This window comes from Streptomyces sp. NPDC088747 (assembly GCF_044751025.1).
GTDB lineage: Bacteria > Actinomycetota > Actinomycetes > Streptomycetales > Streptomycetaceae > Streptomyces.
In genome coordinates this window covers 304,670-321,096 of record NZ_JBIVKZ010000007.1, presented here as the reverse complement: position 1 = coordinate 321,096, position 16,427 = coordinate 304,670, and the positions used below count along the sequence as shown (strand labels likewise).

Sequence of the window (16,427 nt, the reverse complement as noted above, 5' to 3'; positions counted from 1 at the left end):
GGCGGGACACCGGCATCTCCTGGCTCCTGCAACGCACCCCCGGCGTCGGGGGATGCGGTGCCCCGCCGAACCGCAGGCCGGCGCGGCACGCCCGGACAGGAGCAACCCACAGAATAACAAACCGCGTTCGCGGTTTTATATATGGGGGGACGAGGACGGCTGGTCATCGACTGAAGGGGCCGCCGACGGCGGCCCCTTCAGCCCTGCTCAGTCCTGCTGCAGCCATTGCTGCGGCAACTGCCCGGCCACCGGCCGCTGCTGCGGCCGCCGTCGTCCCGGCTCCGGCCCTGCCGCCGTCACCGGCAGGGCAGTTGACAGCGGCGGTATTGCCGGCAGCGGGGGCGGCGGTGTTACTGCGCGGGCTCCGGCTCGGGAGCGTTGCGCGGATCGGCCGGGCCCTGGGGGCCGGGCGGGGTGTGCGGTCCGGCGGGGGTTTTGACGGAGTCCAGGAGGAGTTGGGCGACGTCGAGGACCTGGACGGTTTCCTTGGCCTGGCCGTCGTTCTTCTTGCCGTTGACGGAGTCGGTGAGCATGACGAGGCAGAAGGGGCAGGCGGTGGAGACGATGTCGGGGTTGAGGGAGAGGGCTTCCTCGACGCGTTCGTTGTTGATGCGTTTGCCGATCCGCTCCTCCATCCACATGCGGGCGCCGCCGGCGCCGCAGCAGAAGCCGCGTTCCTTGTGGCGGTGCATCTCCTGCTGGCGCAGGCCCGGAACGGCGGACATGATCTCGCGGGGCGGGGTGTAGATCTTGTTGTGGCGGCCCAGGTAGCAGGGGTCGTGGTAGGTGATCAGGCCCTCGACCGGGGTGACGGGGACCAGCTTGCCCTCGTCGATGAGGTGCTGGAGCAGCTGGGTGTGGTGGATGACCTCGTAGTCGCCGCCGAGCTGGGGGTACTCGTTGCCCAGGGTGTTGAGGCAGTGCGGGCAGGTCGCGACGATCTTCTTCGCGGACTTCGGCTTCCTCGACTCCGCGGTGACCTTGCCGTCGTCGTCCGTCTCCTCGCCGAAGGCGGCGTTGAGGGACATGACGTTCTCCATGCCCAGTTCCTGGAAGAGGGGCTCGTTGCCCAGGCGGCGGGCGGAGTCGCCGGTGCACTTCTCGTCGCCGCCCATGATGGCGAAGGTGACGCCCGCCATGTGGAGGAGTTCGGCGAAGGCCTTGGTGGTCTTCTTCGCCCGGTCCTCCAGGGCGCCCGCGCAGCCCACCCAGTACAGGTACTCGACCTCGGAGAGGTCCTCCAGATCCCGTCCGACGACGGGGATCTCGAAGTCGACCTCCCGGGTCCACTCCAGGCGCTGCTTCTTGGCGAGCCCCCAGGGATTGCCCTTCTTCTCCAGGTTCTTGAGCATCGTCCCGGCCTCGGAGGGGAACGCGCTCTCGATCATCACCTGGTAGCGGCGCATGTCGACGATGTGGTCGATGTGCTCGATGTCGACCGGGCACTGCTCCACGCAGGCCCCGCAGGTGGTGCACGACCACAGGACGTCGGGGTCGATGACCCCGTTCTCCTCCAGCGTCCCGATCAGGGGACGTTCGGCCTCCGCCAGGGCCGCTGCCGGCACGTCGGCGAGCTGTTCGGGGGTGGCTTTCTCCTCGCCCTCGGCGTTCTTGCCGCCGCCGGCCAGGAGGTAGGGGGCCTTGGCGTGGGCGTGGTCGCGCAGCGACATGATCAGCAGCTTGGGGGAGAGCGGCTTGCCGGTGTTCCACGCCGGGCACTGCGACTGGCAGCGCCCGCACTCGGTGCAGGTGGAGAAGTCCAGCAGGCCCTTCCAGGAGAACTGCTCGACCTGGGAGACACCGAACACGTCGTCCTCACCGGGGTCGGTGAAGTCGATCGGCCTGCCGGCGGAGGTCATCGGGAGCAGTGCGCCCAGCGCGACCGTGCCGCGGGCGTTGCGCTTGAACCAGATGTTGGGGAAGGCCAGGAAACGGTGCCAGGCCACCCCCATGTCCGTCTTCAGCGACACCACGATCATCCAGACGAATGACGTCGTGATCTTCAGGCCGGCGACGCAGTAGACGAGGGTGTGCAGGGTGGAGGTGTCCAGCTGCGCGAACCACCTGACCAGCGGATAGGAGAGGAAGTAGGAGGCCTGGTAGGAGTCGACGTGATGCAGGGCGCCCTCCAGGGCGTGCAGCACCCCGATACACAGGCCCACCACGAGGATGACGCACTCCACGAAGTACGCCTGGCCCGTCCGGGAACCGGTGAAGCGCGACTTGCGGCCCGGCCGGTGAGGCGTGGAGAACTGGCGGACGGCGATCAGCACCAGGATGCTCACCGTGGTCATCGCGGCGAGGAACTCCACCAGGACGTTGTAGGGGGTGAAGTGGCCCAGGAACGGCAGCACCCAGTCGGGCACGAACAGCTGGCCGGTGGCGTTGACCAGCGTCAGGAGCAGCGCGTAGAAACTCACCGCCACGAACCAGTGCGCCACCCCGATGACGCCCCAGCGGTTCATCCGGGTGTGGACCACGAACTCCCTCGCCAGCGTCACACTGCGCCGGTAGGGCTCCCCCGTCCGCAGACGCGGGACAACGGGCTGGCCGAGCCGCAGGAAATGGAAGATCCCCGAAATGGCCCGGCCGAACAGCGCGAAGCCGGCCACGATCAGGGACAGCGACACGATGATCGCGACGAGTTGCATGAGTGGACTCCTCGAACCGCCGAGAGTCGGCTACTAAGCGGTAACTTAACCGTGCGGTCCGAGGCTACCCACTCCGCCCGCCACACCGCAGCCACAGTCCAAGTCACAGCCCAAGTCACAGTCCCGCGAACGCCGTTGCCCTCACGGCCGGCGGACTCACCTCGCAGCCGCTGCCGCCGTTGACGCCGCCTCAGCTGTCATGGCGGCGGTCGCGGATACGGCCGTGGTCGCGGCTCGCGGGTCGTGCTCGCAAGTCGCGGGTCGTGCTCGCGAGTCGTGGGTCGCGGTCGTGGATACGGCTGCTGCCCGCGGTTGCCGTGGCTGTTGCTCCGGTGGCGGTTGCCGCACCGGCGGCGGCTGGTGCGCCGGCGCGCCGGCGGTGACTTCCGCCCGGGGGGGCGATCGCCGTCGTGGGGGCGGTGGTTGCCGGTGCGGGGCTGCGGGGGCGGCGGTTGCTGCCGTCGTGACGATGGCGGTGGCCGGTGCGGGGGCCGTGCGGGGGCCGTCGCACAGGTGGTGCGTGGGGGTGGCCGGTTGCCGGCGGGCCGGACGGTGTGTCAGCCGGCGGTGGTGGCGCGGGCGGCGGAGAGCGCGGCCGCGGCGGGGGGCTGTTCCGTCAGGGGGGTCTCCGGTGCGGCGGTCAGGATCGACTGCTGGAGGCGGCGCAGCCGGGCCGAGGGCTCCAGGCCCAGGTCCCGTACCAGGGTGGTGCGCAGCCGGTGATAGGCGTCCAGGGCCTCGCCACGCCTGCCCGAGCGGTGCAGCGCCAGCATGAACTGGGCGTGCAGGTTCTCGTGGGTGCGGTAACGGCTGGTCAGCACGGTGAGCTCGGCGAGGAGTTCACGGTGGCGGCCCAGCCGCAGGTCGGCCTCGATGCGCTGGTCCAGCGCGCACAGCCGGCTCTCCTCCAGCCGCATGGCCTCCATCTGCAGCCGTGCGCCGGCCTGTACGTCGGCGAAGGCCGCGCCGCCCCACAGGGCCAGCGCCTCGCGCAGCAGACGGGCGGCGTCCTTGACGTCCCCCGCGTCCAGCGCCCGGTAGCCCATCCCGGCGAGCCGGTCGAACTCCCGCACGTCACTGCTCCCGCCGCCGGAGACCAGCATGTAGCCGCCCGGCGCGGTCACCAGCACGTCCTTCGCGCTGCGCCGCCCGGCAGCAGCCGCCGCGGACACGGCGGGAACGGCCGCGGAGACGGGGGCGGGGGCGGGGGGTGTGTCCTGTTCGAGCGCGAGGGTGATGAGGTCGCGCAGCTGCAGGACGTAGGTCTGCAGGGTGGTGCGTCCGCTGCGCGGCGGGCGCCCGGCCCACAGCTCGTCGATGAGAGCGGAGACCGGCACCACCTGGTCGGCGTGCAGCGCCAGAAGCGCGAGCACCTGCCGGGGTTTCGGCGCGGACGGAGCGATGCACACCCCGTTCTCCCTGACGTCCAATATGCCCAGTACGTCGATCTGCACGCCGCTGCCCCCTAGATGAGTGTGCACGTGGTGTCCGGCACTTCACGAGTACAAAACAGGCCGGACGGTTTGTCAACAGCAAACCAGCCATGCTGTTTTGGTGCACCGTACAGCCGTGCGAGCCCCGTCTCCGTGTACCCGTCGTTGACGTGGGGATTCCTTCTTCTCCTGTCGTGGGGGCGGAATTCAGGGGACGGATCTCCGCCGCTTACGCCGGGAGATCCACCCCGGGAAACGGGCACCGGAAGCGGTGAATCGGGTGGGCGGGGGGCTGGTAACAGAACCGGTGTGCGGTTGAGTTGACGGGTGGCGGGGTGTTGACGGGGCGGCGGCACACCGCGGGTACGGCGGCTGCGGATACGGCACGCGGGGCGGCGTACGGGCGCGGGTGCGGCGCGGGGCCGGTCACAGGCGCGGGCGGGCGGGAGTCCGGCACGGGGGTGGGCTCTGTGCGGGCAGTTGGGGCTGCGGGGGTTGGCCGGGGGCGTGCTCGCGGGCCGCGGAACGGGGCAGGGGCGGGGTGGGGGCGCCGTACCCGCCGGGCGGGCGTGCAGCCGGGTGGCCGGGACCGGCGGGCCGCTGCCGGTGCCGTGATTCCCGCGCGTACAGCCCTGGTTGGCCGTTCCGGGCCGCATCTGGCCGTTTCGGGCTGGGGGTCCGTGTTCGCCGGCCGTCCCCGGCGGGGCCGGGGCGCAGGGAGGCGGCGGCGGCCAGGGGCGGGAGAGGCTGCCGGGCTCATGGAGGTGCCGGCCGGAGGGGACATCACCCAGGGCGGCGCCGGGCCGATGGCGCAGCGGTGCAAGGTCCTGGACCTTCGCAGCCGGGGGTGCCCTGCCGCGCGAGGGCGTCTCCGTGCGGGCGGGGCGCGTCGGTGGGGCAGTGCGTTGCCGTGTGCCTGCCCCGCCGGCGCGGAGCGGGTCTTCTCGTTGCCCGGGCAACCGACAGTCCGGTTGGCCACGGCCGACGGGCGGGGGCGAGGCGAGGCGAGGCGAGGCGAGGGTGGGGTACCGGTTCCAGGCCTCGACGGCTCGGGCGGTCGTGGGGACTTCTCCGTCGGGCCTCCGCGCCGGCCACCCCCGGCCGGCCCCCTGTCCGTGCCTGGAGGCAGGGACAGGGGGCCGCGTTCCCTCGTAGACCTTCGAGCGGACTGCGGGCGGCCGGGAGCTCCCGCCCCTCCCCCGCGTCCGCGTCCGCGATCCGCCCCGGGGGTGTGGCGTGCGGCCGGGAGCCGTACCGGGCCGGCGGCCGGTACGGCTCCCGCAGGGCGTGCGGGCCGCTCAGTTCACGCCCAGGGCGTGCAGGAGCGCCGCGGAGACATGGTCGGCGGCGTTCCGGTGGCCCTGGGCGTTGGGGTGCACGAAGGCCACGTCGTTCGGGAAGGCGGTGAAGACGCCCTCCGCCCACTTGCCCGCGTCACAGACGCTGTGGCTGCGGGAGGAGTCGGTGAGGCCGACGAAGGTGTCCCCGTGCTCGCCGGCCGCCTTCGCGATGGTGGAGTTGAGCGGGTTCAGGACGTCGTCGCGGAGCCAGTCCAGGTCTCCCGGGGTGATCGAGGCGAACTGCTCCCAGTCGTTGTAGCGGCACTTGGAGGTGTCCTGGGGGATGACCGTGGGGTAGCCGACGTTCACGACCTTGGCGTGCGGGGCGCGTTCGTGGAGGGCGCCGAGCATGTCGCCGTAGTCGCGGCCCACCTTGGCCAGCCGGGCGGGGATGTCGTCGGCGAGGCCGTCCCGGCAGGGGGTGCCCACCCCGCCGCTGCCGTCGCCCAGTTGCAGGCAGGTGAAGAGGATGCCGGCGAACCCGAGGGTGTTGCCGCCCGCGCCGACGGTGATCACGTCGGTGCCGGGGCCGACCGCCTCGGACTGCGGGGGCACCGGCGGGAAGGGGTAGTCCGGATCCTCGGACAGCGGGGGCAGGTGGCGGCCGATCGGCTGCTGGGCGCTGAAGGCGATGTCCTCGACGGTGGCGGCCCCGCAGCTGACGTTGGTGAGCTCGATCAGGGAGCTGAGGTCGCGGTCGATGACCTGGGGGTAGGACCGGTCGGTGCGCTCACAGCCGTCCCGGGGCACTTCGAACGTCTCCCCCGCCGCCGGGATGACCCCGGCGGTGTAGGAGTCGCCCAGCGCGACCCAGTCGTAGGCCGGCCCGGCCGCCGCGGCGGCCGCGGGCGTTGCGCCGGCGAACTGCGCGGGGACGAGAGCGGCGGCGGCCAGAGCTGCGGCGGAACCGAGCACGGCCAGTCGAGTACGCACGTTTGCCACGAATCCTCCAGAGATACGGTGTTGACGGCGCTATGACCGTACGAAGAGAGTCACTCACTGCACTAGATCCAATACGGACAGTTACTTTGCGTGGAGCCTCCCCGGGTTCCCCGCACCCCCGGCGGCCCGTTCCGAACAGACCCGCCCGCCATAGCGATCACACCCGACCGCCTCCCGGCCAATCCGCCACCACCTCTGACCACCCCACCCCGCCTCCCCGCCCGGCCCGCCGGCACCGCACACCGCGCACCCCTCACCCCGCTGTCCTGTTCACGCCCGTCCACCACACCCGCCCCCGCCCAGCGGCCCACGGCAACAGCCCACGGGTCACTGCGGCAACTCACGGCCCACAGCGGCGGTACACGGCCCGCAACGCCGCGCCCGGACACCGGGCACCGCGCCCGGCCGGCCGGGCCCTTGCGTGCGGCACGGCCACGGCAGCCTCACCGCGGGCGGGCGCTCACCGGGGGACGCCGCCGGCGGCGCCGGGGAACGGACCGCCACCGGCCGGGCGCCGCCTCCGCAGCACGGCGGCGCGGCTGACCGCCGCGGCGACGGCCTGCTGTCACCGTGGCGGAGGCCTGCTCCAGAGTGCGGGATCCGCCCGAGAGCCGGTGAAACCGGTGAAGCCGTGGGCGGCTTGACGGTCTGCCGGCCCTCCACGGGGCCGGCGGCCCGCGCGGCTGCCGACGGCTCCCCCCGAGAAGCCCGGGCCGCAGCGCCGCTCCCCTGGGCGGGACACCGGCGGCCCAGCTGCCAGGAGCCCGTGGCCAGTTGCCAGTTGCCAGTTGCCAGTTGCCAGTTGCCGAGATCCGACACCCCTCGGTCCTGGCAACTCCCGGTGGGGCAAGGCAAACCGGGAACCCTCCAGCCTCAGTCCGCAACCGCGCGGGCCTGCATGCAGCGCGGCCCGTGAGAGGCGGGGGCCGTGGAGGGGCCGCTGGGGCCTGCTTCAGACCGGGGTGTCCACGGGACCGGCGGCAGGACGACGACGAGGAGGAGGGGAGGGGAGGGTGCGAGCCCGAGGGCTTCGGCCGTGATCTCGGCGTCGAGCTTGTGCCGGGGTGCCGGCGCCGTATCCCAGGAGGTCGTAGCCGTCGTCCAGTCAGGCCGGCCGCACGGCCAGGGGCAGCCCGTACCCGAACCGCCGGCGGACCCGCACCGCCGGCTCACGCGGCGTCAGCTCGCCGGCCACCATCCGGCCCGCCAGCGCCCGCACCACGGCCTCCTGCCCGGCCGCACCACCCGCCGGCCACAGGAGGAGACCCAGGTCCTCCCGCGCGGGCGGAAGCAGATCGGGAACGCCGTAGTCCGCTCTCCGCGCGCGTGCACGCCGCCAGGATCCGCAGAGCGGGACCGTCCAGGCCCGCCACCAGGGCATCACAGGCCGCAGCGACGACATCGGCCGCACGGCACTCACCCGCCCCCCACAGGACGGCACGGTCCCCGGACGCGCGGACGGCCACTTCCCCGGCGGCCTCGACTGCGACTGCCGCGGCGGCGGCTGCTCCGGCTGCGGCTGCTGTCCGGGCTGCTGCGGCGGCTGTCCGCGCTGACGGCATCCGCCCATGACCGCGCCCGGAGGGTGAGCAGGCCCAGCGGATTTCCCCGCCCTCCCACCACCACCCCCGTTCCTTTCCTTCCCCTCCCGCCGGCTCCTGCGGAAAAACATCCGGGCGGGGCGGGGAGCCACGCAGCACCCGGCGCACCCCGGCGTCCGGGCCGCCCCGGGCCAGGGCGGAGCGGGACGCCGCCGGCGCCGGCAGCGCCGGGCGGAGGACGCCTGCGGGCAGTTCCCGCCCAAGACGCCCTGCCCGCGGGCGTGGCGGGGCGGGGCGGGTCCTGGCCGGGGTGTACGGGGCTCACGGCACGGGCGTACCGCTGCCGGGGTGCGGATGCGGGGCTCACGGCGGGCCGGCGGGGCGGAGATGCCCCGGCGGTACGCCGAAAGCACAGCCGTAGGCGCAGCCGGGAGCCGCCCGGCTCTATTGCGGGGGGTTGCCGTGTTTGCGGGAGGGCAGGTCGGCGTGTTTGGTGTGGAGCATCTCCAGGGAGCGGATGAGGACCTCGCGGGTCTCGGCCGGGTCGATGACGTCGTCGACCAGCCCGCGTTCGGCCGCGTAGTAGGGGTGCATCAGCTCCGCCTTGTACTCCTTGACCAGCCGGGCCCGCATCGCCTCGGGATCTTCCGCCTCGGCGATCTGCCGGCGGAAGATGACCCCGGCCGCGCCCTCCGCGCCCATCACCGCGATCTCGTTCGCCGGCCACGCGTAGGTGAGGTCCGCACCGATGGACTGACTGTCCATCACGATGTAGGCGCCCCCGTACGCCTTGCGCAGGACCACCGAGATCCGCGGCACCGTCGCACTGCAGTAGGCGTAGAGCAGTTTCGCCCCGTGCCGGATGATCCCGCCGTGCTCCTGGTCGACCCCCGGCAGGAACCCCGGCACGTCCAGGAACGTGACGATCGGGATGTTGAACGCGTCGCACATCTGCACGAAGCGGGCCGCCTTCTCCGAGGCCTCGATGTCCAGCACCCCCGCCAGCGCCTGCGGCTGGTTGGCGACGATCCCCACCACCCGCCCGTCCAGCCGCGCCAGCGCACAGATGATGTTGCGCGCCCACCGCTCGTGGACCTCCAGGAACTCCCCGTCGTCCACCACCTCACCGATCACCGCGGCCATGTCGTAGGGGCGGGAGCCGTCCACCGGAACCTGCTCCAGCAGCACCTCACCACGCCGGTCCACCGGATCCCCCGACCGCACCCGCGGCGCGGCCTCCCGGTTGTTCTGCGGCAGCATCGACAACAGGTAACGGACCTCCGCCAGGCACGTCTCCTCGTCGTCATAGGCGAAATGCGCCACCCCCGACGTCTGCGCATGCACATCCGCACCGCCCAGACCGTCCTGCGAGATCTCCTCCCCCGTCACCGCCCGCACCACATCCGGCCCCGTGATGAACATCTGCGACGTCCGACGCACCATGAACACGAAATCCGTCAGCGCCGGACTGTAGGCAGCGCCCCCCGCACACGGGCCGAGCATCACACTGATCTGCGGAATCACCCCCGACGCCCGGCAGTTGCGCTGAAAAATCCCCCCGTACCCCGCCAGCGCCGACACCCCCTCCTGAATACGCGCCCCCGCACCGTCGTTCAACGACACCAGCGGCGCACCCGCCGCGATCGCCATGTCCATCACCTTATGGATCTTCTCCGCATGCGCCTCCCCCAGCGCCCCGCCGAAAATCCGGAAATCATGCGCATACACGAACACCGTCCGGCCCTCGACCGTCCCCCACCCCGTCACCACCCCGTCGGTGTACGGCCGCTTCGCCTCCAGCCCGAACCCACTGGCCCGGTGCCGCCGCAACTGCTCCACCTCACAGAACGACCCCTCATCCACCAACAACGCGATCCGCTCCCGCGCCGTCAGCTTCCCCTTCCCATGCTGAACAGCAGTCGCCCGCTCCCCCGGCCCCGCCACCGCCACCCCCCGCACCGCCCCCAACTCCGCCACCCGCCGCCCCAACCCACCCGACCCGGCCCCCGCAGACGCCGGCACCGGCCGGGGCGCGGGCGCGGGTGACACCGGCGCCGGCACGGGTGCGGATGTGGGTGCGGGCCCACTCGCCGTGGACGGCGTGGACCCGGACGGCGTGAGCACCGGGGGCACCTCAGCAGGCGCCGCCGCGGCCGGCGCCGGTCCACCCGGGCCTGCGCCCGGGGAAGTCGCTGCCCCAGGCTCTGCCACGGGCACCGTCGGCACCCCGGGCGCAGAACCCGCCGGCGCAGAGGAAAGGGAACCGGGCGACGCGGACGGGGACGTCGTAGCCATGGACACAGTCAACGCGGGCTCCGTAAGCCTGGACGGCGGGGATGCGGGAGTCGTGGGTGCGGGAGTCGTGGGTGCGGGAGTCGTGGGTGCGGGCACCGGCGCAGTCGCCGTCACCACGGCCGCAGGCTCTGCTCCCGCGGACAGCGTGGACATGCGCGGCGCGACCGCCTCAGCAGACGCCGCCGCGACAGGCAAAGGAGGAACGGAGGCCGTGTCCGCAGGAGCTGTCACCGCGGGCGCCACCTCCCCCGGCGCCCCGGCCGCAGACACCGGCCCCGCGGGCACCGGCTGCGCCGCCCGCCCTGCGGACGCCGTGCGGCCGGCCGTTCCTGCCGGGCCCGTCACCGCAACGGCCGCCGGGGCCGCCCCAGCAGACGCCGCCGCGTCAGGCACCGGCCCAACGGCAACCGTGCCCGCGGGAGTTGCCACCGCGGACGTCACCTCGCCGGGCACCACAGTTTCGGACACCGGCCCCGCAGGCACTGCCGGCCCCGCGGACGCAGCCTGGCCGGCCGTTCCTGCCGGGTCCGCCGCCGCAGCAGCCGCGGCCTGCGCGGGAACCGCCCTCATCGCCGTCGCCATCACTGGGCCCCTTCCCGAACACGGCCGGGGCGGTTCCCCGACTCCCTCAACAACATATGCAAACCGCCTATACGGTTTTCTTCATGGTGGTGGAAGGCGTCCGGAGCCGTCCCGGGGGCCTCACCCGGCGCCCGGCCGGATCACCGCCAGCTGTCCGGCGGCGCGTACCCGTGCGGGCGCCGCCACCAGTTCCACCCCAGCCGCGGCCCCGCCGCGCCAGGCCCGCCCACCGGCCCCGCGCCGCGGGCGCGCAGCGCCAGCAGCACCGCCGCCAGCGCGGCGAGTTCCTCCTCGCCGGCCGTCCCGCGTTCCACCCGCAGCACCGCCTGAGCCCTCTCCATCAACACCCCTCCCTCCTCACAGCACTGAGCCAGGGTCGGCGCCGCCACTCGAGAAGCACTGAGGGATCGCTGGAGAACCACCTCACATCCCCCGGCGCGCCGCAGCGGGAGCGGCAGTACTGCACGCGCAGGATCGGGGTAGACGCACCCCGCACACCCCTACCCCGCGACACCCCCCACACCGTCCCGCCAGCACCGCCCCGCGCCACCGCCCCAGCAGCACCGGGCACCGGGACCGCCGGCCGGGAACAGCCGGGGAACGGGCGGTTCCGCAAAACGTGCCGGCGGAAGGCCGCATACCGCTAGATAATAAACCGGGTGGTATGTATCTTCACTGGCCTGAGAAACCCACCACCCTTTCACGCCAACGCCGCTCAGGGGGACCAGCCATGTCTGCGAGCACGTTCCGCGTCACCCACCCGACACCCGCCACCCGCCACCCCGCACCCCACACACCCACCCCACCCGCCACCCCGCACACCGGGAACCACGCACACACCGGCAACAACGGGGCCAGCCCCGCACCCACCACCTCACCGCACCCCCGCACCACCACCCCGGCACCCGTCACCGCCTCCACAGCCACCGCCCCGGCCACGGCGGTCACATCCCCGACGGTCACCACCCCGGCACCGGCCACGGCAGCCCCCGCCCCCGCAGCCACCACACCGGCCCCGACCACCACACCGGTCCCGGCCCCACCCCCCACCCCCGCCACCCCGACAGCCTCACCCCACTACCACCCCACCCTCACCACCACCGTCCCCACCGAATACGTCCACCGCGCCAGCATCGCCGAAGTCCTCCTCACCGGCTGGCAACGCCTCAGCGACCACACCTTCCACGTCACCGCCCAATGGCCCCGCGGACACGCCTTCTACACCCACATCAACGGCTGCCACGACCCCCTCATCGCCGCCGAAACGATCCGCCAGGCCGGCATCCTCCTCACCCACACCGAATACCACGTCCCCCTCGACACCCACCTCCTCATCACCCACCTCAACGTCACCACCCACCCCAGGCACCTCCAAGCCACCCACACCCCCGCCAACCTCCAACTCCACGTCACCTACACCCACATCAAACAACGCCGCAACACCCTCACCGGCGCCACCATCAACGTCACCATCACCCGCAACGGCCACACCGCCGCCACCGGCAACGGCACCTTCACCTGCATCACCCCCACCATCTACCAACGCCTCCGCACCCCCCACCTCACCCCCACCCCACCCGGCACCGGCACCCCCACCACACCCGGCACCGGCATGACCAGCACAACCACCGGCATACCCAGCACCCCCGGCACCCCCAACACACTCACCCTCCCCCCCACCACACCCGTCCCACCCCACACCGTCGGACGCACCCACCCCACCGACGTCGTCCTCGCCCACCACCCCCACCCCCACACCTGGAACCTCCACATCAACCCCCACCACCCCACCCTCTTCGACCACCCCCAAGACCACGTCCCCGGCATGCTCCTCATCGAAGCCGCCCGCCAAGCCACCACCGCCACCCACCACCACCACACCCTCCCCACCACCATCACCACCCACTTCACCCAATACACCGAACTCCACACCCCCACCACCATCACCACCACCACCCACGACCCCAGCACTGGCAGCACCAGCGACGGCGAAGACAACAACAACAGCGCTGGCAGCACCAGCGACCACGGCGACCACGGCGACCACGGCGCCAGCAACAGGAACAGCACTAGGCACAACAACAACCACAACAACGGAAGCAACAACACCCGACCCCACAACGACACCAACCGCAGCAACACCCGCCAACCCCACACCCGCACCACCCACATCACCGCCCACCAAAACAACACCCCCACCTTCCACGCCACCATCACCACCCCCACCACCTAAGAGGACGTTCTCTTTCCGAATCTCGTGTGCGGATTCCGCTGGTCAGACATGGGATTGCGGCTGTTGCGGAAGCCTCGACTCGTTGCTGAGCGAGTTGCGGTGGAGGTGGCGGATGCCGTCGATGCGGGCGGTATTGGAAGCGCGGCGGAAGGCTGCAACGGTGCGAGTGGAGGAACTCGAAGCCGAACTGGTGCGGGTGCGGACGGACTTGGCGGACGCGGAAGAGGTACTCAGGCGTCGGGTGATCGGCCTGGAGCAGTATCTGGAGGCGCTGGCCGAGGATCGAGCGCCCGCCATGGTGGCTGTCGGGTCGTCGTCCCGGAGGAAAGCGGTCGGGCCGCGACGCACGGTGCCGCACCGGGAGAACGCGGCCGGGGTGGAGGACCTGTCGGTGGACCACCAGGTGTTGATGGCCGCCGCCTTGGACGCCAGAGCAGATGCGCTGGGTGCCCGGCGTGCGGCGGTGGTGCTGGGCTGGGACAGCGCGTCGGTCTCCCGCGTCGAGGGCGCGAGGGCCCGGCTGAAGAGGCTGGTGGAACGGGGCTGGCTGGTCGAGGAGAGGCCGGGCAGGTTCATGCCGTCCGCGCTGGAGCAGGACGCTGCTGATGCTGGGCGGCCAGACGGCGGCTCATGAGTGCGGTCATCGACCACCGGATGACGGCTTCGCTGGTGTCGGTGCGCCGTTCGTAGTCACGGACCAGCCGCCGACTGCTCAGGAACCAGGCAAAGAATCTTTCCACGACCCAACGAGCAGGGGCGGGTGCTGCCTGGGTCGGTGTGGCGGCCAACATGCCGCTCGCCAGAGCAGCGGTCAATGCGAGTGCCATCCGGGTTTTTGCGGGTGACGCTGCCGCAGCGTCCTTCTTCTTGATCATTGGGCTGTTCTCCATTCTCCTGGAAACACAGATCGATACGGCCGTTGTCACTGCAGGAGGCCCGCACCGCGCCGCCGCCGGGCACACGACACGGTGCGGGGCGGTGTGCACGAGACGCAGAACTCTGCTGGGCCCTCACGCGGCTGCGGCTGCGGCTGACGGTGTGCTCGCAGGCCACCAACTGACCGCCCCAGCCGGGGGTAGCGGGTCGGCGTGGCCTACCACCAGGCGGAGCACCTGGCCGGCGGGTCCGTGGCCAGCGAGCCACAGACCCGGAACTGGTACGCGGGGTCGGTACTGGTCCGCCGGAAAGGCGTGGTCAGACTCTGCCCCGCGGACCGGACGGTAAAGGGACCGCACTGGAGCCAGGGAGACACCGAGTCGGCGTTGTCCCAGCCCTCTGCCCGCCAGTCCATCCACACCTTGTCGCCCGGTCGGGTCTGACCGCTGATCTTGCCGAAGCCGATCTGCGTGCTGCCGTAGACACCCTTCTCGAGCGTGAAGTGGACGTTGCCGACCCAGAACTCCCGCGGCTTCACTGAATCGCCCGACGCGTTGTCCGGATGGTCGCGGAAGCCGCGCTTGCCTCCCACGCAGTCGGAGGCCGCGGCCGCCGCGGGCTGCGGGGGCTGAGCAAGGACGACACCGGTGGCGACCGTACACAGCACCGCGACCGTGGCGAGGGTGGAACGTAACAGGCGCATGAGAGTCGCCTCTTCCCATCTGTGGAAGGACCCCCGAGATGAGGCCGGGGCCTGGAGAACGACTCGAACTGTAGGCAGGCGGAAGAGCCCGCGGAACCTCAGAACACACAGGGTGGCCCTACGCCGGGTGGCCGCACGCCGCCCAGACCGACACGAAGACCGTGAAGGCGCATCCGCTGCCTGACACCGGTCCCGGAGAAGCGTTCATGCAAGCGCCACGCTTCCGGAAGGGCCCATTCGACTGCCCGACCGCCCGCGGGGACGAACTGTTCGGCCTCGCCGACGCGTTGCTGTGCGCCGACGGCCCGGTGACGACGCCGGTAGACCTGACCACCGCGACGAAAAAGACGGCCACCAAGGCAGCGGGGTCCGCCCCACCAAGGTCAACTTCCGCTGCTGGAGGGGACCGACACTTCTGGTCATGGACCACGCAGTCATCGAGGAACTACGCACCTCGGCCGGCGAGCCCACCGAGCCGAAACGGCGCCTCTACCTCGACGGCGCGGACGTCCACAACCCCTTCGCGGACGCCTACCACAGCGTTCAAGACCTGCGTGGAGGTCATCGAACACGGTGCTGCCGGGCACCTTCCGTAGCTCCCGAAGCGGCCGACAGGATCACGTCCACGAGTCGGTCGGCCGCATCCGGACGGCCCTGCGCCCGGGCCCGCTCCGCCATCGCCTGCCGTAGGTGGGCATCGGCAAGGAGCGGCCCCAACGCGTCCCGCATCCGCTGCGCGGAGACCTCGCCCTCCAGCGCGACCGCAGCACCGGAGTCCTGCAAGTGGCGCGCGTTGTGCACCTGCTCGTTGCCCGCCGAGGTGGCCAGTGGGATGAACACGGCCGCCTTGCCCAGCGCGGTCAGCTCGGCGAGCGTGCCCGCTCCGCAGCGCGAGACCACCACGTCCGCGAGCGCCAGGACGTCCGGCAGCTCTGCGCCGACGAACCCGCTCACGTAGTAGCGGCCGGTACTCTCGGCCGGCAGCGATGCCGCCCGCTCACGCAACGCCTCGAGATGGTCGGGCCCGCACCGGTGGACGACGTTCGCGTGCTCCAGCAGCCACGGCAGTACCTCGGCCACGACCTCGTTGATCTGCTGGGAGCCCTGGGCGCCACCGGTGACGTACACAGTGGACCGACGGCCGTCGAACCCCCGCAGCCCCAGCGCCTCGATCGCCTTCTTCCGTTGCCCCGACAGCATTTGCGGCCGTACCGGATTCCCGGTCACCACGGCGATGGAGCGCGCCTCCGCGGACAGCAGCGGCAGCGTCGACTCCGAAAAGACCGCAATCCTCGTCGCCGACCCGGCCGGCTGACGGTTGGTGACTACTTGGTGAAGGTGGTGGAGGCGACCGGCGAGGTATTGCCGTTGGCGTCGACGGCCGTGAACTCCGCGGTGTACGGGCGACCGGCCACGGCGGACGCGACGGGCACGGCCAGGGTGTTGGTGCGGGGCATGAAGTGGTACTCGGAAGAGACCTTGGTGGAGAAGACCTGAGCCCCGGTGGCCGCGTCCGTGACGGTCACGTCGTAGCGGTGCACCATCTGGTCGTCGGTCGCCTGGGCGATACGCAGGGCGGTGCCGCCTGCGGGGGTGGTGACGCTTTCAGTGGCTACCGGGCGGTGAAGGCCGGGGCGACCTTGTTGTGCGCGGCGGCGGTGTAGGTGAAGCTCTGCCTGATCTCGTCAGCAGTGTCGCCGTCGAGGCGGACGGTCCAGGTGGGTACGGCGAGGGGGCCGCCGCCGAGGTCCGCAGCACGGGGATCACAACCACCAGCGGGAGCAGCTCTGGGCCTAGTAGCAGTGGGGCTCTATGGACGTGAACGGTGATG

10 protein-coding genes and 1 pseudogene are annotated in these 16,427 nt (G+C 71.8%); 2 read left to right on the top strand and 9 right to left on the bottom strand.

Annotated features, from left to right (window positions below; all coding sequences use genetic code 11):
• Window positions 1–350 precede the first annotated feature (350 nt).
• The 6 genes from ACIP79_RS19435 to ACIP79_RS19410 form a co-directional block, all read right to left on the bottom strand.
• On the bottom strand, window positions 351–2,651 hold the full coding sequence (locus ACIP79_RS19435) for a (Fe-S)-binding protein (protein ID WP_401224789.1): 2,301 nt from the start codon (window positions 2,649–2,651) through the stop codon (window positions 351–353).
• A 557-nt stretch (window positions 2,652–3,208) separates the two neighbouring features.
• Window positions 3,209–4,105, bottom strand: coding sequence for a BTAD domain-containing putative transcriptional regulator (locus tag ACIP79_RS19430; RefSeq protein WP_401224787.1), 897 nt, complete (start codon window positions 4,103–4,105; stop codon window positions 3,209–3,211).
• Window positions 4,106–5,382: 1,277 nt separating this feature from the next.
• A complete protein-coding gene (locus tag ACIP79_RS19425; protein WP_401224785.1) occupies window positions 5,383–6,357 on the bottom strand; it encodes an SGNH/GDSL hydrolase family protein in 975 nt (324 codons plus the stop codon).
• A 1,114-nt stretch (window positions 6,358–7,471) separates the two neighbouring features.
• Window positions 7,472–7,768, bottom strand: a complete 297-nt coding sequence (locus tag ACIP79_RS19420) for a hypothetical protein (RefSeq protein ID WP_401224783.1) — start codon at window positions 7,766–7,768, stop codon at window positions 7,472–7,474.
• Window positions 7,769–8,351: 583 nt separating this feature from the next.
• Window positions 8,352–9,896 (bottom strand): acyl-CoA carboxylase subunit beta, encoded by a 1,545-nt coding sequence (locus ACIP79_RS19415; protein WP_401225000.1) that lies wholly within the window; start codon window positions 9,894–9,896, stop codon window positions 8,352–8,354.
• A 1,028-nt stretch (window positions 9,897–10,924) separates the two neighbouring features.
• Window positions 10,925–11,125, bottom strand: coding sequence for an acyl-CoA carboxylase epsilon subunit (locus ACIP79_RS19410; RefSeq protein WP_401224781.1), 201 nt, complete (start codon window positions 11,123–11,125; stop codon window positions 10,925–10,927).
• Window positions 11,126–11,514: 389 nt separating this feature from the next.
• On the opposite strand from ACIP79_RS19410, the gene ACIP79_RS19405 reads away from it, so the two are divergent.
• Window positions 11,515–13,017 (top strand): ScbA/BarX family gamma-butyrolactone biosynthesis protein, encoded by a 1,503-nt coding sequence (locus tag ACIP79_RS19405; RefSeq protein ID WP_401224780.1) that lies wholly within the window; start codon window positions 11,515–11,517, stop codon window positions 13,015–13,017.
• A gap of 121 nt (window positions 13,018–13,138) precedes the next feature.
• A complete protein-coding gene (locus ACIP79_RS19400; RefSeq protein WP_401224999.1) occupies window positions 13,139–13,651 on the top strand; it encodes a hypothetical protein in 513 nt (170 codons plus the stop codon).
• Window positions 13,652–14,110: 459 nt separating this feature from the next.
• Here ACIP79_RS19400 and ACIP79_RS19395 read toward each other — a convergent pair whose 3' ends face one another.
• The 3 genes and pseudogenes from ACIP79_RS19395 to ACIP79_RS19385 form a co-directional block, all read right to left on the bottom strand.
• Window positions 14,111–14,596 carry a hypothetical protein gene (locus ACIP79_RS19395; RefSeq protein ID WP_401224778.1) on the bottom strand — a complete coding sequence of 162 codons (486 nt, stop codon included), beginning with the start codon at window positions 14,594–14,596 and terminating at the stop codon, window positions 14,111–14,113.
• A 561-nt stretch (window positions 14,597–15,157) separates the two neighbouring features.
• Window positions 15,158–15,922: pseudogene (locus ACIP79_RS19390) on the bottom strand (UDP-N-acetylglucosamine--N-acetylmuramyl-(pentapeptide) pyrophosphoryl-undecaprenol N-acetylglucosamine transferase); the annotation flags it as partial.
• Window positions 15,922–16,140 (bottom strand): hypothetical protein, encoded by a 219-nt coding sequence (locus tag ACIP79_RS19385; RefSeq protein WP_401224776.1) that lies wholly within the window; start codon window positions 16,138–16,140, stop codon window positions 15,922–15,924. The gene ACIP79_RS19385 and the pseudogene ACIP79_RS19390, both read right to left, overlap by 1 nt.
• Window positions 16,141–16,427 lie beyond the last annotated feature (287 nt).

Bases quoted from the DNA above. Each gene is read 5' to 3' on its own strand.
- ACIP79_RS19435 (WP_401224789.1), bottom strand. From the start codon at position 2,651: ATGCAACTCGTCGCGATCATCGTGTCGCTGTCCCTGATCGTGGCCGGC.
- ACIP79_RS19420 (WP_401224783.1), bottom strand. From the start codon at position 7,768: ATGTCGTCGCTGCGGCCTGTGATGCCCTGGTGGCGGGCCTGGACGGTC.
- ACIP79_RS19410 (WP_401224781.1), bottom strand. From the start codon at position 11,125: ATGGAGAGGGCTCAGGCGGTGCTGCGGGTGGAACGCGGGACGGCCGGC.
- ACIP79_RS19405 (WP_401224780.1), top strand. From the start codon at position 11,515: ATGTCTGCGAGCACGTTCCGCGTCACCCACCCGACACCCGCCACCCGC.
- ACIP79_RS19400 (WP_401224999.1), top strand. From the start codon at position 13,139: ATGCGGGCGGTATTGGAAGCGCGGCGGAAGGCTGCAACGGTGCGAGTG.
- ACIP79_RS19395 (WP_401224778.1), bottom strand. From the start codon at position 14,596: ATGCGCCTGTTACGTTCCACCCTCGCCACGGTCGCGGTGCTGTGTACG.
- ACIP79_RS19385 (WP_401224776.1), bottom strand. From the start codon at position 16,140: ATGGTGCACCGCTACGACGTGACCGTCACGGACGCGGCCACCGGGGCT.